Source organism: Yoonia sp. R2-816, from assembly GCF_046762905.1.
GTDB lineage: Bacteria > Pseudomonadota > Alphaproteobacteria > Rhodobacterales > Rhodobacteraceae > Yoonia.
In genome coordinates this window covers 58,169-76,445 of record NZ_JBKQXN010000182.1, presented here as the reverse complement: position 1 = coordinate 76,445, position 18,277 = coordinate 58,169, and the positions used below count along the sequence as shown (strand labels likewise).

Genomic DNA, 18,277 nt, shown 5'->3' with positions numbered 1-18,277 from the left:
TAATGCCCCCGTGGGGGGACGAGCAGACCAACACGTGACGGGACAATAGATGCGGCAGAGAAAGCGTAACGAGTTTTTGACGGAAGTCGAACTGGAGTTCATGACAGAGCTGTGGGCGATGGGACAGGGCAGCGTACGCGATATGCTTGCCCGGCTGAACCCCGACCGCAACCTTGCCTATACATCTGCCGCGACGATCCTGCGGATCATGGAACAAAAAGGTTTCGTGACCAGCGAAAAGCAGGGCAAGACCTTCATCTATTCACCCGTGTTGGAAAAAGATGCCTATCAGGCCAAGACGCTGCGTGATCTGTCGAACAAGCTGTTTGATGGCACACCTGCGTCCATGGTCGCCCGTCTGGTCGATGACGATGGCATCTCCGAGGAGGCCCTCAAGGAAATACAGGCGCTACTCCAGCGGAGGTTAGACGATGATTTCACTTGAAGCCCTTCTGAACGCCTATATCGACGCCAATATCATTCTGGCACTCGGGGCCGTGATATGGGCCGCGGCACAGCTGATCATCAGACGCACATCGCTGAAACGCGCGCACGGGGCTCAGTTGAACCTGTTATATGGCGTATTGATCATTGTTGGGGTCGCCCCATTTGCAGCATTGGCATTGTGGCCGCAGGCGCATGCGCTGAACCTGAACCTGTCCGATATGATCGTGGCCGAATATCTTGACGGGCGCTTTGCCATGGCCCCCACGACGTTTGAGGCGCTGCTGGCCAGCCGCGACACGCTGATCCTTGAGGTCACGACGCTCGGCACGACAACCGGCACGATGATTGCCGCAATTCTGACGACCGGCATCACGTTTGCTGCTTTGCGCACTTTGGTGAACCTGACCCGCGTACGGCGTGTCATCGCCCAAAGCTACCTGTGGCGTCAATCCGGGCGGGTGCAAATCCGGCTGACTGACGTCTCTTCCATCCCGTTCTCAACCCGTGGGATGCGTCAGCACTACGTCGTGATCCCTTCGGAGATGCTGGCCGCGCCCACCGATCTGCGCATCGCGCTGTCCCATGAGTTCCAGCATTTGCGTCAGGGCGATCTGAGTTGGGAAACCATGTTGGAACTGCTACGCCCGCTTTTCGTCTTCAATCCCGCGATGCGTTACTGGAAGCTGCAGGTGGAACGGCAGCGCGAATTGGCCTGTGATCAACAGGTGATGCAACGCAAGAGTTTGAGCGCACAGGACTACGCCAACTGCCTGCTGCGGGTTTGCACCAATGCCGTTTACCGTCAAAGCCACGCGACGATCCCTGCGGTCGCCCTTGTCCAGGCCAGAGGTAGACGCAATGCGCAGTTTCTGCGCCACCGGGTCCTGCAAATGATCGAAGGCGGCGCCGGGCCTACCCGACGTTGGGTTGTGCCTGCACTGCTGGTGCCTCTGGCGCTGTCTGTGGCGCTGTCCGCTATTGCGATCCAACGGTCCGGCGACTGGTCACAGGACCGGCTGATGCTGTCGACAATTGTGAACCTTGAACGGCTGAACCAGCGTAACGGGTATTAGGCCCAGCGCACACGGCTGATCTGGACAATCGGGTGACGCCCGTGTTCAAAATCAGGCGCACCCCGATCAGGAAACATGCCGATGCCACCGCTGAAACATTCTGCCGCCGATATGGTCGCCGCTGCCCGTGCCCGGATTGATGAGGTCACAACGCCGGACGCGATTGCGATGTTGGATGATCCTGACGTAGTTTTCGTCGATCTGCGCGATGTGCGGGAACGGCAGCGCAGCGGGGCCATACCGGGCAGTTTTCACTGTCCGCGTGGGATGGCAGAGTTTTGGGTGGACCCGGACAGCCCTTATTTCAAAGAGATTTTCGGGCAAGATAAACGGTTCGTCTTTCACTGTGCGTCCGGCTGGCGTTCTGCCCTGACGGTGGCGACGCTGAATGATATGGGCTTTGACGCGGCCCATCTGCGGGACGGTTTTACTGATTGGGTCAAATCAGGCGGGCCAGTGGATGAAACGGTGATCAAGTCATCGCAATGACCGGTGATACGCCAGAATTTTGCCCATTGGGGATTGACGGGATACTGGTCCGCTTTGCCCGGGTTCTGACAGAAGAGGCGAATGCGCAGGCGCTTGCCTTTCGAGACGCCGTCGCTGTGGCGGCGTTGCCGGGCGTGGGCGAAATCGCCTCTTCCCTGACCTCGGTTCGGGTGTCGTTCGACCCGACCGTGACCAGCCGCATGAGCTTGATGGAGCAGCTGCGAGAGATTGCACAAACCCTTTCCGCACAGGCGTTGAGCCCCAAACGCCTGTGGCATATCCCGGTTGCCTTTGGCCCAGACCACGCCCCGCAACTGGCCGAAGCCGCCGCACTGGCCGGTGTTACCGAGGATCAGGCCGTTGCCGAGATCACCGGGCAGGACCTGCGGGTCATTGCGATCGGGTTCGCGCCGGGCCAGCCTTATCTGGGTATGCTACCGCCTCATTGGGACATCCCCCGACAAGGCAGCCTGACCGAAAGCCTGCCGCGCGGCGCGCTGATCGCGGCGGTGCGCCAGTTGATCATATGGGCCGCGGATGCCCCCACCGGCTGGCGGCATATCGGGCAGACCGCGTTCGAGGTTTATCGCCCTGATGCTGCCGAACCGTTCGCCTTTGCCCCTGGTGATGTGGTGCGGTTCGCCCGGGTTTCTGACCATGAATTCAGTGCCTTGCGCCAAGGTGATGGGAATGGCGGTGCCAGATGCGAGGTGCTGCGCTGATGCCCGCGCTGCAGGTACACAGCGCCGGTCCCGGTGTGACGGTTCAGGACCTTGGGCGCCCCGGCTGGACGGCGCAAGGATTACCACGCGGCGGTGCAGCAGACCGGCTGGCGTTGTTCGAAGCAGCGGCTCTGCTGGTCAGCGATCCCACAAATGCGCTGCTGGAGATGATGGGGTTTGGTGGCGTTTTTAGTGCAGACCACGACACGCGGTTTGCGCTGACCGGGGCGGACATGCAGGCCAGTATGGACGGCGCGCCCGTTGCGCCCAATACGACCCATTTGCTGCGGACCGGTCAGCGGCTGACCATCGGTGGTGCCCGGCGGGGCGTGTTCGGTTATCTGGCCTTTGCCGGTGGCATTCAAACCGCGCCTGTCATGGACAGCCGTGCCGCACATCTGACGGCTGGTATTGGCGGGCGGCTGCAGGAGGGTGATAGCCTGCCCTTGGGCCGTGACACTGATCCTTTGGCGGGGCCATGCCGGATTGCACCGCTGGACCGTCTGGCCGGTGGCAACATCCGGTTGATGCCTGGCCCGCAGACGGGTTTCTTTGCGTCCGAAACCCTCGACCGCTTTGCCAGCACCGCCTTTCAACGCAGCACGCGCGGCAACCGGCAGGGTGTCAGGCTGGACCATGACGGGGCAGGTTTCATGATGGACGGCCAGCCGAATATCGTGTCCGATCTGGTGCTGCCAGGCGATGTGCAAATGGCCGGTGATGGGGTGCCTTACGTGCTGCTGGCGGAATGCCAGACGATCGGGGGCTATCCCCGGATTGGTACGGTGATCCCTGCCGACCTACCCAAGGTGGCGCAGGCGATGCCGGGTGTGAGTTTGCAATTTCAATGGCTTACGGTGGATGAGGCTGACGCGACAGCACAAACCGATGCCACCCTGCTGCGCGATCTGAAGCAGAACCGTCAGCCGTTGGTCCGTGATCCGCATGACATTGCCGACCTGCTTGGCTATCAGTTGATTAGCGGGGCGACCCGTGGTGACGATCTGGAAAGGCCCTGAGATGACACGCAAAGTCGATCTGAATTCCGACATGGGCGAAGGGTTCGGCCCGTGGAAAATGGGCGATGATGCGGCCCTGCTGGATATCGTGACCTCGGCCAATATCGCCTGTGGCTTTCACGCGGGTGACCCGGATGTAATGGCGCAGACCATGGCGCTGGCCGTGGGCAAGGGTGTCGGGATCGGGGCGCATCCGGGTTTTGCCGATCTGAAGGGGTTTGGCCGCCGCCGGTTGCCGCTGGGGCAGGATGAGTTGGCCAATGCGGTTGCCTATCAACTGGGGGCCGCCCAGGCGATGGCCCGGCGGGCCGGTGGGCAGGTGCGCCACCTGAAACTGCACGGGGCGCTGGCGAATATGGCGTCCGAGGATGCCGGGTTGGCGCGGGTCTGCTACGAGGCCGCATTGGCCGTTGATCCTGACATCGTGATCATGGTTCTGGCGGCCACGGCGCAGGAAAAGGCTGCGCGCGATCTGGGCTGTAACTGGGCCGGCGAGATTTTCGCCGACCGCGCCTATGAGGATGACGCCACGCTGGTGGATCGCAGCAAGCCGGGGGCGGTGCTGCATGATGCTGCCACCGCCGCTCCGCGTATCCTGAAGATGCTCGAGGCAGGCGCGATTATTGCCGAAAGCGGCAAGCATATTCCCTGCCGCATTGACACCATTTGCCTGCATGGCGACACGCCGGATGCTGTGGCGATGGCGCGTGGCATCCGGCAGCATTTGGAACAGGCGGGCGTCACGCTCGCCCCGCTATAGGATAAGCCTCTGGAATTGAACGCAGATTTCACCAAGCGCATACTGATCCATTCCAACGATATCCCTTGGAAACCCTCGCCCATGCCCGGTGTCGACCGGCGGATGCTGGACCGGATCGGGGAGGAGGTCGCGCGCGCCACATCTATCGTGCGCTATGCGCCCGGCAGTAAATTCTCGGCACATACCCATGACGGTGGAGAAGAATTCATCGTGCTCGACGGCGTTTTTCAGGACGAGCACGGCGACCATCCCGCGGGGACTTATGTGCGCAATCCGCCGACCACATCGCACACGCCCGGCGCGACAAATGGCTGCACGATTTTCGTGAAGCTCTGGCAGTTTGACCCCGACGACCGGACACAATTCCGCATCGACATGGAGAGTGAGCTTGAGCCGGGGCCAGACGGTATCATGCTGAAAACACTGCATAAAGATGCGCGCGAGGTTGTGCGGTTCGTCAGGATGGCAGCTGGCAGCACGCTGGCCGAACCCCCGCAGGGCGGTGCCGAAATCCTGATGCTGCGCGGCGAGATGCTGGAAGATGGCGACAAGCTGCGCGCCGGTTCATGGTTGCGCCTGCCCGAGGCTGCACCGCTCCGCCTGGCGGCGGGCGATGACGGCGCGACGTTCTGGATCAAGACCGGTCATCTGCCCTTTGCCACAGCACCAAGGGTCTGAATTGTCAAAGAAAGCCGGAGGGTCCTATCAGCGCGCTGCATCTTTGCAGGGGAGGCCCGCTGCGGTCTAATGCACCAAGTCCCAGAGGAGTTTTCATGACCAAGCCGACCTACTACGCGCCCAAGGGCGGGCTGCCGCCGCAGACGCAGCTGTTGACAGATCGCGCCATGTTCACAACGGCTTACGCGGTTATCCCCAAAGGCACGATGACTGATATCGTGACCAGCAACCTGCCGTTCTGGGATGCGACCCGTGCCTGGGTTTTGGCCCGACCGCTGTCGGGCTTTGCCGAGACATTCAGCCAATACGTTGTGGAGGTTTCGCCCGGTGGCGGCAGCGCGCGGCCTGAAACGGACCCGACCGCCGAGGCGGTGTTGTTCGTGGTGGAGGGCGAGGTGGCGCTGACCGTTGACGGTGTGGTGCATCAGTTGGCGGTCGGCGGCTATGCCTTTTTGCCGCCAGCCTGCGATTGGCAGTTGCGGAATGATGGCGATGCGCCTGCCCGGTTTCACTGGATTAGGAAGCGATATCAGGAGGTTAGTGGGATCGAGATGCCCGTGGCATTTGTCACCGATGCCGACAGTGCGACCACCGTGGCGATGCCGGGAACGGATGGCAAATGGGCCACGACCCGGTTTGTGGACCCTGCCGATATGCGCCACGATATGCATGTGAATATCGTCACGTTTGAACCCGGCGCGGTGATCCCATTTGCCGAGACGCATGTGATGGAACACGGGCTTTATGTGCTTGAAGGGAAAGCGGTTTATCGGCTCAATCAGGATTGGGTGGAGGTCGAGGCGGGCGATTTTATGTGGCTGCGCGCGTTCTGCCCACAGGCCTGTTATGCGGGCGGGCCGGGGCCGTTCAGATACCTGCTTTACAAGGATGTGAACCGGCATATGCCGCTATAGCCCACGCAACGTTCGGTGGCCGATGCAACAGGGGCACCGAACGTTGCGCAGGCGAAATCCGCGAATCATGTGTTAACGCTGGGGTTTCGATCAAAATGGCCGGTCGGATTTGCGTCGGACAAGCGTCGGCAAAGCGTCGGACCCCTGCCCGCAAAATCCCGTGATGAATGATGCGTGCGGTGCGTTTGTTACCGTGATATTAAGGTTTGAGGCGCGTGGGTTGCACCCACCTTGCGAGCAAAAAGACGGAGCAAAGAATGGCCAGAGGCGCAGGCGGGACCGAGGGCGGAACAGGCAGTTTCCTGATCGGCATCATCATGATGATCGGCGGCGGATATCTGTTGCTGAACAGTATCGTGGTCCGCCCGAATTTCGGGCTGGGTGCGGTGGCATTCAGGCTGGGCGGCATCCCCATCACCAGCGGCATGATCCTGATCCCGTTCATGTTCGGGGTGGGGATGATTTTCTACAATTCGAAGAACTGGATCGGCTGGCTGCTGGCGGGCGGGTCAATGGTCGCCCTTGTGTTTGGCGTGATCGCCAACATGGAGTTGCAACTGGCACGAATGAGCGCGTTTGATCTGATTGTCATTCTGGTGCTGCTGGTCGGGGGGATCGGGTTGTTTCTGCGGAGTTTGAGGGCGGGGTGATGGTTTGAAGACCCAAGCCTTTGCATTGCTCGTCGGGTTTCTGTCGTCCATTTTCGGAACTCATGCTGCGATTGCCCAATCTTCACCCTCCGACGCAGCGACAGTTGAACGCGCATTTATTGACATCGGCTACTCAGAGGTCTCATTAGAGCATTGCAAATTGAGTTACGGCAACACTGTGACACCAACTGATGAAAACAACGGTTTTCACTTCTTTGTAACCGAGCTTCATCTTGACAGCCTAAAAGACTTTTCAGACGTGGAGCTTTGGCGGCAAGATAGTCGGGATCACCCAACATATTTCTTGCTCAATCTCAGGTTTCTTGAGTCATATACGTTCGGCCGAACTGAGTATGACCATTTTCGATATTGGGTGCGGCGCAACTTTCCTGAAGCTAACTGGCCATATCAGCATCCAAAATATGCAGACGAATTTGCCGCTGAGATTGAAGATGCCCTTCAAAATAGATTTCCGGAACTGGAAAGGTTCAACAGAACGGTTAGTCACACCGACAATGGAACACTCACTTTGATCCTGATGGGAGGTACAGTTATCGGTAGCCTGGAAGAGACTGCTCTGACGACTCTGAGAGATAGTCTTTGGGACTATTCACAGTCTCAAGGCTGTGTAATGCCTGATATAGCTTCGTCACAAGGTTAACTAAACTGGCAACGATTTGCCCCCGGCAACTGTCAAACTCTAGCCTACATCCCGTTCGTATGGCAGCCAAAACAAATGCTGATTGCGGGCAGCGCATCTGCCCTCGGTTGAAAGCGGCAGATTTGAAAAGATATGGGAATAAAAGGCCCAGATTCACGTCATTGTCAGCTAGCCCGTGATGGCGCTTCTGCAGTCGTGCACCAAATACAGCCACCATGTAAGCGTCGATAGTCCAATGGCGGCTCGCGCGATTTGGGTCGGCCGGTCCAGTTTCGTAGGCATTGCCCAGAAATGTTGTCGTGCCGTTTCCTTGAACCCAAGACCATTTCTAATCAACGCCCAAAAGAACAAGCCCGCAGACGCAATGAGGAACACAGCCATGGGCCACTGTCCTGTCGATCCTACACAACTCTCCAAATCATACCCCTTTATCCTCTACGCCGCCGCTGAACCGGCAAGTGCTATTTATTGTTAATTGCAGGGTTCGGCTTTGCTCAATACCCCAACGCACATCCATCCTTGCGCGGGTCGCTACCCGCTTCCAGCACGCCGTCTTCGTGTATCATGATGGCTTGCGCGCCGCCGATGGCTGTGGCGGGGGTTTGGATGGTGTGTCCGCGCTCTGCCAGGTCGGCGCGCACCGTTTCGCTGTAGCTGGTTTCGACGTTCAGCACGTCCCCTTCGGCGAAGCTGCGGGGGGCGTCGATGGCGGCTTGGGGTGACAACCCGAAATCGGTCACATTGGTGACGAAGCGGCCGTGTCCGGCTGACTGGTATTGCCCGCCCATCACGCCGAAGGGCATGTGGACCTTGCCGTTCTTTTTCAGCATCGCGGGGATGATCGTGTGCATGGGGCGTTTGCCCGGTCCAACCTCGTTCGCGTGCCCTTGTTCGAGCGTGAAGCCCGCACCGCGGTTCTGGAACAGGATGCCGAATTTGTCGGACGCGATGCCAGCGCCGAAGGAATGGAAGACCGAGTAGATGAGCGAGACGCACATCCGGTCCTTGTCGACCACGGTGATGTAGATGGTGTCCTTATGCACCGCCTCTGCCCCCGGCACCGCGCCCGGCATTGCCTTTTTCGGGTCGATCAGGGCGGCGAGTTTTTCGGCCGTTTCGGGGGATGTCATGTGGTCGAGTTTCGTCATATGCGCAGGATCGGCCACGAAACGGTTGCGGGCGTCATAGGCGAGTTTTGTCGCCTCGGCCTCGATATGGGCCCGTTCGGCCCCCCATGGGTCCATGCCGGCGATGTCGAAATGTTTGAGGATGTTCAGCAGCAGGATGGCGGTGGCGCCCTGCCCGTTGGGCGGATGCTCGTAAAGGTCGAGCCCGCCATAGCCGCCCGTGATCGGATCAGTATAGTCGCACGCGGTGTTCGCGAAATCATCAAGGCTGTGGGTGCCGCCGAGGGCGCGGAGGGAGTTCACCATGTCCTCGGCAATCTCGCCTTCGTAGAACGCGTCGCGCCCTTCCATGGCGATTTCACGCAGGACCTTGGCCTGACCGGGGGCGCGGAAGATTTGCCCCGGGCGGGGGGCCTGCCCATTCATCAGGAACAGATCGCGGGCGTGGCCGGAGAGGTTGTCGGTGGATTGCGCCCAGTCGAAGGCGACCCGTTCGGCGACGGGCACACCGGCTTCGGCATAGTGGATGGCCGGCGCGAGGGTGGCCTTGAGCCCGATCTTGCCCCAATCCTTTGACAGGCGGCAGAAGGCGTCAATGGCGCCGGGGATGCTGACCGCGTCTGCGGAGTAAGGGGCGATGACGTCACCCTTGGCGCGCAGCGCTTCGGCGTCGATAGCGGCGGGCGCGCGGCCGGAGCCGTTGAGTGCCTTGACCTCATCCGAGCCGGGGGGCGTGAAGAGCACGAAACAGTCACCGCCGATCCCGGTCATTTGCGGTTCGCAGATCCCGAGCAGGACAGCTCCGGCGATGGCCGCATCCACCGCGTTTCCCCCAGCTTCGAGCATTTGCACGGCCACTTTGGCGGCAAGCGGGTGCGATGTGGCACAGATACCATTGGTGGCGTAGACGGCTGAGCGGCCGGGTTTATGGAAGTCGCGCATGGAGGGTCCCCTTTTGAATTGGCCTGAAGTTAGGCCAATGGGCCGCGCGTGCAATCACAATGTTGGGGATTTGCCCCGGTGCCGCCCGCATGGGTGGGGGCTATGAACAGGCAGCACCGGGATCAGCCATTTGGCTATGGGTCGGTTTTGCCGGTTAAACGAGGCCGCAGAATGATCGAATTGGGGCAGTTTGAGGGCTTTTCGTTTTTGTGCGGCGGGCGTAGCCTTGGCCCAAAGGAGAGATGAATGGAACAGGTTGTCATAACAGGTGCCGCGCGCACGCCGATGGGCGGGTTTCAGGGTGTGTTTTCCGATGTTGATGCCCCTGCGTTGGGGGGGGCCGCGATCCGGGCCGCGCTGCATGGTGCCGATGTGTCGACTGTGGACGAGGTGCTGATGGGCTGTGTCCTGCCAGCGGGGCAAGGACAGGCCCCGGCCCGCCAGGCCGCGTTCCTGGCCGGTTTGGGCGAGGACGTGCCGGCCACGACCCTGAACAAGATGTGCGGGTCGGGGATGAAGGCGGCGATGATGGCCTTTGACCAGATTGCTGGGGGCGGGGCCGATGTGATGATTGCCGGCGGGATGGAGAGCATGACGAATGCCCCCTATCTGATGCCCAAGCTGCGTGGTGGTGCCCGGATTGGCCATCAGACGGTGCAGGATTCGATGTTTCTGGACGGGTTGGAAGACGCCTATGACAAGGGTCGCCTAATGGGCACCTTTGCCGAGGATTGCGCCGAAAAGTTCCAGTTCACCCGTGAGGCACAGGATCAATATGCGATTGCGTCCCTTTCCAATGCGCTGGATGCGGAACGGTCCGGCGCGTTCGATGCCGAGATTACCCCGGTGACGGTCCATGCCCGCACCGGGGAAGAGGTCATCACCCGTGATGAGCAACCCGGCAAGGCGCGGCCCGAGAAAATTCCGACGCTCAGACCGGCCTTTCGCAAGGATGGGACGGTGACGGCGGCGAACGCGTCGAGCATTTCGGATGGCGCCGCGGCATTGGTTCTGGCCAAGGCGGGTGCGCCGAATGCACGGGCCCGGATTTTGGGCCATGCCAGCCATGCGCAGGCGCCGGGTTGGTTCACCACTGCACCCGTGCCTGCCGCCCAGAAACTTCTGGCCAAGGTCGGCTGGTCGGTGGACGACGTGGATCTGTGGGAGGTGAACGAGGCGTTCGCTGTGGTTCCGATGGCCTTCATGCATGAATTGGGTATTGCGCGCGACAAGGTGAATGTGAATGGCGGAGCCTGCGCGCTGGGGCATCCGATTGGCGCATCGGGCACGCGGATCATGGTGACGCTGCTGAACGCGCTAGAAACGCGCGGGCTGAAGCGCGGAGTGGCCGCAATCTGCATTGGTGGAGGTGAAGGCACCGCGATTGCGATCGAACGGCTTTAGGTTGCATTTCCTGATTCTCGCCGAAGGCTAATTCCCTCTCTGTTGTCGCGTCCAAGCAGCGCCGGCATACCCCAGATCTTGTCCGTTAAACATGATGTTGCTCTGCGCCCGGAAAGGGCCGCATCATGCGGCGTGAGGGCAATCTGCAACATCTGAACAAAATAAGAACACGTCTACGCTTATTCCTTTAAAATATGGCAAATAGCTGCGATGTTCTTGTTATGTTCTAAGTGATTCCGTATCGGATGAACCGGTGTAAGGAACGTGGTTTCGCTTTGAGCTGATTTTACAAAGACAGAGAGACTTTATGACTGAAACAATCACAACAACGCTTACAAACGACAGCGACGAATACCGTTTCCTGAGCAACCCGCAGAGCATTTTCGCTTTGGATGGTGATGACGTTCTGGTTGCATCGGGGCGGACCCCTTTTGAAGATATTTTGATCGACGGTGGCGATGGTACCGACACGCTGACCCATCAGGGCCGTCTTAAGCTGGGCGATGGTGTTACCTTCAACGATATGGAGGTTCTGGCTGCCGATACCGTCAAGGTTACCGATGGTGCCACGGTTGATCTGTCCGATTTTGAGCGCAATGACAGCTGGGCCATTTACGGTTCGGCCGGGGATGAGACGATCATTGGCACGCAGGATGCCGATTTCATCCGCGCCGGGGCAGGCAATGACACGGTTTTTGCCAATGCCGGTGACATCGTGCACATGGGCAAAGGTGACGACACGCTGCAATTCGTGCAGGACGGCACCGCCGTGGTTGATGTCAATGACAAGGGCAACGGCACGATCCGTTACGCGAATGGCGATGTCATCAAATTCCGCGGTGTCGAGAATTTCGAGGAGATCGCGCCGCCGGTAGAAACTGCCGAATATGTGCTGGATTTCAACGACGGCGCAGCAATTTCCAATGGTGACACGATCCTGCAGGACCAGTTTGTCGTTGATCTGAGCACCGGGCTTTCCAATCGTGAGGGCGAAATTCGCCCGATTGATTATGATCGTGGTGAGGTCGACAGTGATCAAGAAGCCTTTAACGCGTTTTTGCCCAAGACGATGGGATTTGAGCGGACCGATGGCAGCGATTTCGACTTCAAGAGCGTGTCATTGGGCAAAGGCTTGCGCGATGGCGGCAACCCGGATGCGTCCAACCTTGCCCAGACGGTCGAGATCATTGGGTATCGTGATGGTGAGGTTGCGCTTTCCCAGACGGTGACGCTGGAATTCGGACAGACGGTGACCGAGTTGAATTTCGCTGCGATTGACCGGCTGGAATTCGTGGCATCCGGCGGATCGGAAGGCGGCACCGGCGTCTATTCCTTTGACGATCTTGTTTTTGTGGCCGACGCCCTGCCCCCGGTTGACACACCTGATGGTCCAACCGAACAGGTGGTCGATTTCGATAACGATGTGACGCTGGTGACCGGGACGGAGGTGCTGGATGGTCAGTTCATCGCGGAGGTCAGCCGGGGCGAAAGCAATATTGCCGGTTCGTTGCGGTCGCTGGATTATGACGCTGGCGACGTCGATGACGACCTTGAGGCCTTCAATAGCTGGGGTGCGACGGTGGGTTTTCGCAGTGCCGATGGTGATACGTTTGATTTCAAGAGCGTTTCGCTGGCCAATGGGTCCCGCGCTGACAAGACGAATGCGAACCTTGATGGCCTGGCCAATACCGTTGAGATTACCGGGTTTGATGATGGTGTCGCGCTGTTTACCCAGACTGTCGACCTGACTGATACCCATACTGTGCAGGAGTTGAACTGGACGGGTATCGACCAGATTGAATTCCGCGCCACGGGCGGCGGTTATGATGGGGCTGATATCACCAATGGTGGTGTCTTTTCGATGGATGACCTGGTGTTCATTGCCTGATCGGATGATGATCTGAACGGAAAAGGGGCCGCATCCGTGGCCCCTTTTTTGTTGCAAGGGGACCGGATAGAACCGGCCTTGTTTGATCAATGGAAAACCCGCCAATGCCTGTAGACTATGCCACCCTGTCCAAGACGATTGCATCCCTGACCGAGGGTGAAGATGATCAGGTGGCCCTGATGGCCACGGTCGCATGTGAGGTCCATCACAGTGATGACCGGTTCGACTGGACCGGGTTTTATCGGGTTGTGGCCCCGGAGCTTTTGAAGATCGGGCCTTATCAGGGCGGGCATGGTTGCCTTGTCATTCCGTTTTCCCGTGGCGTCTGTGGTGCTGCCGCCCGCACGGGTGAGGTGCAGTTGGTTCCGGATGTTGATGCGTTTCCCGGTCATATCGCTTGCGCCAGCAGCACGCGGTCAGAGCTGGTCTTGCCGGTTTTTGACGGGAATGGTGATGTGATTGCCGTGTTTGATATCGACAGCGATCAGCCAGATGCGTTTGATCAGGCGGACGCTGATGCGTTGGCCACTATACTGAGGGATGTCTTTTCCACCTGGCCCCAACCCATGGTTTTCATGCACAGATCGTGACAAACTATTGTTGCTATCAAATGGAGATTATGCATCATGAAATTCAATGTCCATTTTTCACGGATCAGTCATGGCGGATGATCGTCAGCCCTTCAGGACGCTGGGGGCGGACCTGCGCGCCTTGCGTAAGGCGCGGGGTATGACCCTGACCGAACTGGCCGAGGCGATGGACCGGTCGGTGGGCTGGTTGAGCCAGGTGGAGCGCAATATCTCGAACCCGGCCATTATCGATCTGAACCGCATGGCCGAGATACTGGATGTTTCGGTGTCCAGCCTTTTGCAGATCGGCACGGCCCCGGGCGAGGAAGGGATCATCGTGCGCGCGCAGGCCCGTCGCCCCATCGGATGCCGTACCCCCGGACTGACCGAAGGCTTGCTGTCCCCGGACCTGACCGACAGTTTTGAGGTGGTCCATTCGTCCTTTGCCCCGGGTGCCGAGCTTGTGGTGCCGTTGACCCGCCCGACGCAGGAAATCGGCTATATCGTTCGTGGTCGTTTCGACATCTGGGTGGATGACAAGATGTTCAAGCTGAACGCTGGTGACAGTTTCCGTTTGCGCGGTGAACAGTTTCGCTGGGCCAACCCGTATGAAGAGACCTGCGATGTGATCTGGGTCATCTCACCACCGGTCTACTAGGGAGAGGGCGATGACAAAGGGGCGTTGCGAATGCGGAGAGGTGGCGTTTGAGGTCACCGGCGCGCGCGATACCATCACCTTTTGTCATTGCGGCCAGTGCCGCCGCACCAGTGGCCATTACTGGGCCTCCACCCGGGCAGAGACGGCCAATGTCGTGTTCAGCAAGGAGGCCGGGCTGACATGGTATCAATCGTCCGATCATGCCCGCCGGGGATTTTGCAAGTTCTGCGGATCCAGCCTGTTTTACCAGCCCAATGGCGCCGATCATTTGGGTATCGCTGCTGGCTGTCTGGACCTGCCTACGGGCATGACGCCGGGCAAGCATATCTTTACCGCTGATGCGGGCGATTATTACACCATCCCGGCAGATGCACCGCATATCCCTGACTGAATGAAAGAGTGATCCATGGCTGATTTTCCAAGCTCTGCCCGCGTTGTTATTATTGGCGGCGGCGTGGTTGGCGTGTCCACACTGTACCATCTGGCCAAAAAAGGCTGGACCGATTGTGTGTTGCTGGAAAAGAACGAATTGACCGCCGGCTCGACCTGGCATGCCGCTGGCAATTGCCCGTCTTTCAGCACCTCATGGGCGGTGATGAACATGCAGCGCTATTCCCTGAGCCTTTATAAGGGGCTGGCGGATGAGGTGGATTATCCGATGAACTATCACGTCACCGGGTCGATCCGGCTGGCGCATAGTAAGGAGCGGATGCAGGAATTTGCCCGGGCCATGGGCATGGCGAATTATCAGGGGTTGAACCTGAAGATCATGACGCCGGATGAAGCGCAGGACATGTATCCGTTTCTGGAAACCCATGATCTGGAAGGCACGCTTTATGATCCAGATGATGGCGATATCGACCCCGCCCAGTTGACGCAGGCGCTGGCCAAGGGAGCCCGCCAGATGGGGGCACGCATCGAGCGGTTCTGCCCCGCCACAGGTGTGACCCAGACGAAGGATGGCTGGATCGTGCATACCGACAAGGGCGATATCGCCTGTGAGAAGGTGGTCAACGCCGCTGGCTATTATGCCCAGCGGGTCGGCGAATGGTTCAAGCCTTATGGTGGCCGCACGGTTCCGATGGTGACCATGTCGCACCAGTATTTTCTTACCGAGGAAATCCCAGAGTTGAAAGCCTGGACGGAGGCGAACGGGCGCAAGGTGCCGCTGCTGCGCGATGTCGACAGTTCCTATTACCTGCGCCAGGATAAGAACGGTCTGAACCTTGGCCCTTATGAGCGTAACTGCAAGGCCCATTGGGTGACCCCGGACGATCCGCAGCCGGATGATTTTTCGTTTCAGCTGTACCCGGACGATCTGGAGCGTTTGGAGTGGTATATTGAGGACGCGATGGCCCGGGTTCCGATCCTTGGCACCGCTGGCGTGGGCCGTGTGATCAATGGTCCAATCCCCTATGCCCCGGATGGTCTGCCCCTGATTGGCCCGATGCCGGGGGTGAAGAACGCCTATGAGGCCTGTGTCTTTACCTTTGGCATCACCCAGGGTGGTGGCGCAGGCAAGGTTGCTGCTGAATGGATCGTCGATGGTCATACCGAGTGGGATATGTGGGCTGTCGATCCCCGCCGCTACACCGACTATACCGATTTTGACTATTGCCACGCCAAGGCGGTGGAGGTCTATGGCCACGAATACGCCATGCACTTCCCGCATCACGAATGGCCTGCGGGCCGTGACAAGAAACTGTCGCCGGTGGATGCGAAGGTGCGTGAAATGGGCGGCCAGATGGGTGCCTATAATGGGTGGGAGCGCGCGAACTGGTACGCCAAGGATGGCGACGATACCTCTCTGGCGGCGACCGAGACATGGGCTCGGACCGGACCGTGGGAGCCGCGGGTGCGCGAAGAATGCGAGGCGGTGCGCGATGCGGCCGGTATCCTCGATCTGCCGGGGTTTTCGCGCTATCGGTTGAAGGGTGAGGGTGCGGCGGAATTCCTGCGGGGTCTTTGTACCGGTGGCATTCCAAAGGTGGGTCGGATCGGTCTGCTTTACTTTGCCGATGACCGGGGCCGGATCGTGACCGAGATGTCAGCGATGCGGCTGGATGAGGATTTCTTTTTCCTGATTACCGCTGCCCCTGCCCAATGGCATGATTTCGAATGGCTGCAGGATCATCTGCCCGAGAATGCTGCATTTGAATTGGAAGATGTGACAACCGCGTTTTCCTGCCAGATCCTGACCGGACCAAAGTCGCGGGATATCCTGGCCGATTGCTCCGATGCGGACCTGACCCAAGGCTGGCTGTCCCATCAATCGGCACAGATTGATGGGACATGGGTGCAATTGGTGCGAGTGTCGTTTGCCGGAGAGTTGGGGTGGGAGATTCATTCTCAGGTCGCTGACACGGACAAGGTCTTCGATGCTGTGTTGAAGGCAGGCGCGCCGCATGGGCTGAAGCCGTTTGGGATGTTTGCCCTCAACTCACTGCGCATCGAAAAGGGGTATCGCGCCTGGAAAGGCGACCTTTCGACGGATTATTCGATGCTGCAGGGTGGACTGGACCGGTTTGTCAAACTGGACAAGCCACAGGATTTCCCCGGCAAGGCCGCCATTCAGTCCGAGAAGCAGCAAGGTGTGGCCAAACGCTTTGTCACGCTGACGCTCGACGCGCCGGGGGACTGTGATGCACCTTACATGTCGCCGATCTGGGTAGGCGATGAGGTGGTCGGTGAGACGACATCAGGCGCGTGGGGCTATCGCGTGGGCAAATCTGTGGCGCTGGGCATGTTGCGCGCCGATCTGGTAGAGCCGGGCACCAAGGTCGAGGTGGATATCTATGGTGAGCGTTTTGCGGCGACGGTCCAGCCCGACCAGCCGCTTTGGGATCCTGAGAATGCCCGGATCCGGGCCTGATGCTGACGACAGAAATGACGGGTCTGATCGCCACTTTCCCTTTGGGGTTTGTGGCGACGGTTACCCCGGATGGCACCCCGGCGGTGTCCCCCAAAGGTACGTTTCTGGTGCTGGATGAGGCCACGATTGCCTATAGCGACATCCGTTCCCCCGGAACCCGGCGGAACTTGACCGCGCATCCGGCCGTCGAGGTGAATTTCATCGACCCGTTTCGGCGTATTGCCGTCCGCGCGGGCGGTAGGGCAGCACTGCACCGCAAGGGATCGGATTGGTTTGCCGAACGGCATCCGATGTGGCTGGATGCATTTGGCGATCTCGCCCAGCGCATTACCTGTCTGGTCGAGATCAGTCTGACCCATGCCAGTATGATCTGGACCCCGCCCTATGATGATGGGGTGACTGAGAATGACATGATCGCCCTCTACAAGGCGAAGTTCGCGGAGATTTATCCATGACCGGGATTACGTTGATGGATGGCGGGATGGGCCAGGAGTTGATCCATCGTGCCGGAGACGCGCCGACCCCGCTGTGGTCGACGCAGGTGATGGTTGATCACCCCGGCATGGTGGCCGATGTGCATCGCGATTATGTGGCCGCCGGTGCGTCGGTGCATGTGACCAATACCTATGCCATTCATCGTGATCGGCTGGCCGGAACCGAGCTGGAGGATCAGTTCGAAGCGTTGCATATGGCGGCGGTTGCTGAAACCCGGACCGCTTGCGCCGGGCATGGCCGCATTGCCGGGTCCATCGGGCCGCTGATCGCCAGCTATCGCCCGGATATTCATCCGGCACATGATGTGGCCGTACCGCTTTATGCCGAGGTGGCGCAGATCCTCGGGCCTGAGGTGGATTTACTGATTTGCGAAACGATTGCGTCGGTCGATCATGCCCGCGCGGTGCTGCAAGGGGCGCTGACCGCTGGCAAGCCGGTCTGGCTGTCCATGACTGTGGATGATGAGGATGGCACGCGCCTGCGGTCGGGCGAGAAGCTGGCGGATGTTTTGCCAATTGCAGAGGGCGCATCGGCGCTGTTGGCCAATTGTGCCGCACCCGAGGCGATGGCTGCGGCTGTCGCTGTTCTGGCGGAGGGTGATCTGCCCTTCGGGGCCTATGCCAACGGGTTTCAGCAGATCACCAAGGATTTCATGAAAGACAAGCCTACAGTTGATAGTCTGTCCGCCCGCCGTGATCTGGGACCGGAGGCCTATGCGCAATTCGCGCTGGGCTGGATCGCGCAAGGCGCCACGATTGTGGGCGGATGCTGCGAGGTGGGGCCGGCCCATATCAGGCGGCTGGCAGAGGCCATTCGTGAGGCCGGGCATGAGATTGTTTAGGCGCTTTCGCCGAAAAACGCCGATGGTGTAGCGGATTGCGCGTGACCTATGACATGTTTCGTGAAATT

General features: G+C 59.4%; 19 protein-coding genes. 18 read left to right on the top strand and 1 reads right to left on the bottom strand.

What is annotated here, in order from left to right; translation table 11 throughout:
• The first annotated feature begins 49 nt into the window (after nucleotides 1–49).
• The 10 genes from ACFWW2_RS08430 (at nucleotide 50) to ACFWW2_RS08385 (ending at nucleotide 7,413) form a co-directional block, all read left to right on the top strand.
• The gene (locus ACFWW2_RS08430; RefSeq protein WP_393927531.1) at nucleotides 50–445 is read left to right on the top strand and encodes a BlaI/MecI/CopY family transcriptional regulator; all 396 of its coding nucleotides are present in this window, start codon (nucleotides 50–52) and stop codon (nucleotides 443–445) included.
• On the top strand, nucleotides 432–1,520 hold the full coding sequence (locus ACFWW2_RS08425) for a M56 family metallopeptidase (protein WP_393927530.1): 1,089 nt from the start codon (nucleotides 432–434) through the stop codon (nucleotides 1,518–1,520). Before ACFWW2_RS08430 ends, ACFWW2_RS08425 begins: the two co-directional genes overlap by 14 nt.
• A gap of 81 nt (nucleotides 1,521–1,601) precedes the next feature.
• Nucleotides 1,602–2,009, top strand: a complete 408-nt coding sequence (locus tag ACFWW2_RS08420; RefSeq protein ID WP_393927529.1) for a rhodanese-like domain-containing protein — start codon at nucleotides 1,602–1,604, stop codon at nucleotides 2,007–2,009.
• Nucleotides 2,006–2,731 carry a 5-oxoprolinase subunit B family protein gene (locus tag ACFWW2_RS08415; RefSeq protein WP_393927528.1) on the top strand — a complete coding sequence of 242 codons (726 nt, stop codon included), beginning with the start codon at nucleotides 2,006–2,008 and terminating at the stop codon, nucleotides 2,729–2,731. Before ACFWW2_RS08420 ends, ACFWW2_RS08415 begins: the two co-directional genes overlap by 4 nt.
• The gene (locus tag ACFWW2_RS08410) at nucleotides 2,731–3,750 is read left to right on the top strand and encodes a biotin-dependent carboxyltransferase family protein (protein WP_393927527.1); all 1,020 of its coding nucleotides are present in this window, start codon (nucleotides 2,731–2,733) and stop codon (nucleotides 3,748–3,750) included. The genes ACFWW2_RS08415 and ACFWW2_RS08410 overlap by 1 nt, the downstream gene beginning before the upstream one ends.
• 1 nt (nucleotide 3,751) lies before the next feature.
• Nucleotides 3,752–4,510 carry a LamB/YcsF family protein gene (locus ACFWW2_RS08405; RefSeq protein WP_393927526.1) on the top strand — a complete coding sequence of 253 codons (759 nt, stop codon included), beginning with the start codon at nucleotides 3,752–3,754 and terminating at the stop codon, nucleotides 4,508–4,510.
• A gap of 9 nt (nucleotides 4,511–4,519) precedes the next feature.
• Complete coding sequence (locus tag ACFWW2_RS08400; protein ID WP_393927754.1) at nucleotides 4,520–5,188, top strand: cupin domain-containing protein; 669 nt, start codon at nucleotides 4,520–4,522, stop codon at nucleotides 5,186–5,188.
• Between the two features lie 95 nt (nucleotides 5,189–5,283).
• Entirely contained in the window at nucleotides 5,284–6,102 is an 819-nt protein-coding gene (locus tag ACFWW2_RS08395) for a bifunctional allantoicase/(S)-ureidoglycine aminohydrolase (RefSeq protein ID WP_393927525.1), read from the top strand.
• A 257-nt stretch (nucleotides 6,103–6,359) separates the two neighbouring features.
• Nucleotides 6,360–6,752, top strand: a complete 393-nt coding sequence (locus ACFWW2_RS08390; RefSeq protein WP_393927524.1) for a hypothetical protein — start codon at nucleotides 6,360–6,362, stop codon at nucleotides 6,750–6,752.
• A gap of 4 nt (nucleotides 6,753–6,756) precedes the next feature.
• The gene (locus ACFWW2_RS08385; protein WP_393927523.1) at nucleotides 6,757–7,413 is read left to right on the top strand and encodes a hypothetical protein; all 657 of its coding nucleotides are present in this window, start codon (nucleotides 6,757–6,759) and stop codon (nucleotides 7,411–7,413) included.
• A 494-nt stretch (nucleotides 7,414–7,907) separates the two neighbouring features.
• On the opposite strand, the gene ACFWW2_RS08380 is transcribed toward ACFWW2_RS08385, so the two are convergent.
• Complete coding sequence (locus ACFWW2_RS08380) at nucleotides 7,908–9,482, bottom strand: gamma-glutamyltransferase family protein (RefSeq protein ID WP_393927522.1); 1,575 nt, start codon at nucleotides 9,480–9,482, stop codon at nucleotides 7,908–7,910.
• Nucleotides 9,483–9,728: 246 nt separating this feature from the next.
• Here ACFWW2_RS08380 and ACFWW2_RS08375 point away from each other — a divergent pair, with 246 nt between their 5' ends.
• The 8 genes from ACFWW2_RS08375 to ACFWW2_RS08340 all read left to right on the top strand — a co-directional run bounded on the left by ACFWW2_RS08375 (nucleotide 9,729) and on the right by ACFWW2_RS08340 (nucleotide 18,209).
• Nucleotides 9,729–10,886 carry an acetyl-CoA C-acyltransferase gene (locus ACFWW2_RS08375; RefSeq protein WP_393927521.1) on the top strand — a complete coding sequence of 386 codons (1,158 nt, stop codon included), beginning with the start codon at nucleotides 9,729–9,731 and terminating at the stop codon, nucleotides 10,884–10,886.
• Nucleotides 10,887–11,193: 307 nt separating this feature from the next.
• Entirely contained in the window at nucleotides 11,194–12,774 is a 1,581-nt protein-coding gene (locus tag ACFWW2_RS08370; RefSeq protein WP_393927520.1) for a hypothetical protein, read from the top strand.
• A gap of 104 nt (nucleotides 12,775–12,878) precedes the next feature.
• Nucleotides 12,879–13,364 (top strand): GAF domain-containing protein, encoded by a 486-nt coding sequence (locus ACFWW2_RS08365; RefSeq protein ID WP_393927519.1) that lies wholly within the window; start codon nucleotides 12,879–12,881, stop codon nucleotides 13,362–13,364.
• Nucleotides 13,365–13,434: 70 nt separating this feature from the next.
• Nucleotides 13,435–14,001 (top strand): helix-turn-helix domain-containing protein, encoded by a 567-nt coding sequence (locus ACFWW2_RS08360; RefSeq protein ID WP_393927518.1) that lies wholly within the window; start codon nucleotides 13,435–13,437, stop codon nucleotides 13,999–14,001.
• Between the two features lie 10 nt (nucleotides 14,002–14,011).
• The gene (locus ACFWW2_RS08355) at nucleotides 14,012–14,392 is read left to right on the top strand and encodes a GFA family protein (protein ID WP_393927517.1); all 381 of its coding nucleotides are present in this window, start codon (nucleotides 14,012–14,014) and stop codon (nucleotides 14,390–14,392) included.
• Nucleotides 14,393–14,407: 15 nt separating this feature from the next.
• Nucleotides 14,408–16,873, top strand: a complete 2,466-nt coding sequence (locus ACFWW2_RS08350) for an FAD-dependent oxidoreductase (protein ID WP_393927516.1) — start codon at nucleotides 14,408–14,410, stop codon at nucleotides 16,871–16,873.
• Complete coding sequence (locus ACFWW2_RS08345; protein WP_393927515.1) at nucleotides 16,873–17,328, top strand: pyridoxamine 5'-phosphate oxidase family protein; 456 nt, start codon at nucleotides 16,873–16,875, stop codon at nucleotides 17,326–17,328. The genes ACFWW2_RS08350 and ACFWW2_RS08345 overlap by 1 nt, the downstream gene beginning before the upstream one ends.
• On the top strand, nucleotides 17,325–18,209 hold the full coding sequence (locus ACFWW2_RS08340) for a homocysteine S-methyltransferase family protein (RefSeq protein WP_393927514.1): 885 nt from the start codon (nucleotides 17,325–17,327) through the stop codon (nucleotides 18,207–18,209). The genes ACFWW2_RS08345 and ACFWW2_RS08340 overlap by 4 nt, the downstream gene beginning before the upstream one ends.
• Nucleotides 18,210–18,277: the final 68 nt, after the last annotated feature.

Bases quoted from the DNA above. Each gene is read 5' to 3' on its own strand.
- ACFWW2_RS08430 (WP_393927531.1), top strand. From the start codon at position 50: ATGCGGCAGAGAAAGCGTAACGAGTTTTTGACGGAAGTCGAACTGGAG.
- ACFWW2_RS08425 (WP_393927530.1), top strand. From the start codon at position 432: ATGATTTCACTTGAAGCCCTTCTGAACGCCTATATCGACGCCAATATC.
- ACFWW2_RS08420 (WP_393927529.1), top strand. From the start codon at position 1,602: ATGCCACCGCTGAAACATTCTGCCGCCGATATGGTCGCCGCTGCCCGT.
- ACFWW2_RS08415 (WP_393927528.1), top strand. From the start codon at position 2,006: ATGACCGGTGATACGCCAGAATTTTGCCCATTGGGGATTGACGGGATA.
- ACFWW2_RS08410 (WP_393927527.1), top strand. From the start codon at position 2,731: ATGCCCGCGCTGCAGGTACACAGCGCCGGTCCCGGTGTGACGGTTCAG.
- ACFWW2_RS08405 (WP_393927526.1), top strand. From the start codon at position 3,752: ATGACACGCAAAGTCGATCTGAATTCCGACATGGGCGAAGGGTTCGGC.
- ACFWW2_RS08395 (WP_393927525.1), top strand. From the start codon at position 5,284: ATGACCAAGCCGACCTACTACGCGCCCAAGGGCGGGCTGCCGCCGCAG.
- ACFWW2_RS08390 (WP_393927524.1), top strand. From the start codon at position 6,360: ATGGCCAGAGGCGCAGGCGGGACCGAGGGCGGAACAGGCAGTTTCCTG.
- ACFWW2_RS08380 (WP_393927522.1), bottom strand. From the start codon at position 9,482: ATGCGCGACTTCCATAAACCCGGCCGCTCAGCCGTCTACGCCACCAAT.
- ACFWW2_RS08375 (WP_393927521.1), top strand. From the start codon at position 9,729: ATGGAACAGGTTGTCATAACAGGTGCCGCGCGCACGCCGATGGGCGGG.
- ACFWW2_RS08370 (WP_393927520.1), top strand. From the start codon at position 11,194: ATGACTGAAACAATCACAACAACGCTTACAAACGACAGCGACGAATAC.
- ACFWW2_RS08365 (WP_393927519.1), top strand. From the start codon at position 12,879: ATGCCTGTAGACTATGCCACCCTGTCCAAGACGATTGCATCCCTGACC.
- ACFWW2_RS08360 (WP_393927518.1), top strand. From the start codon at position 13,435: ATGGCGGATGATCGTCAGCCCTTCAGGACGCTGGGGGCGGACCTGCGC.
- ACFWW2_RS08355 (WP_393927517.1), top strand. From the start codon at position 14,012: ATGACAAAGGGGCGTTGCGAATGCGGAGAGGTGGCGTTTGAGGTCACC.
- ACFWW2_RS08350 (WP_393927516.1), top strand. From the start codon at position 14,408: ATGGCTGATTTTCCAAGCTCTGCCCGCGTTGTTATTATTGGCGGCGGC.
- ACFWW2_RS08345 (WP_393927515.1), top strand. From the start codon at position 16,873: ATGCTGACGACAGAAATGACGGGTCTGATCGCCACTTTCCCTTTGGGG.
- ACFWW2_RS08340 (WP_393927514.1), top strand. From the start codon at position 17,325: ATGACCGGGATTACGTTGATGGATGGCGGGATGGGCCAGGAGTTGATC.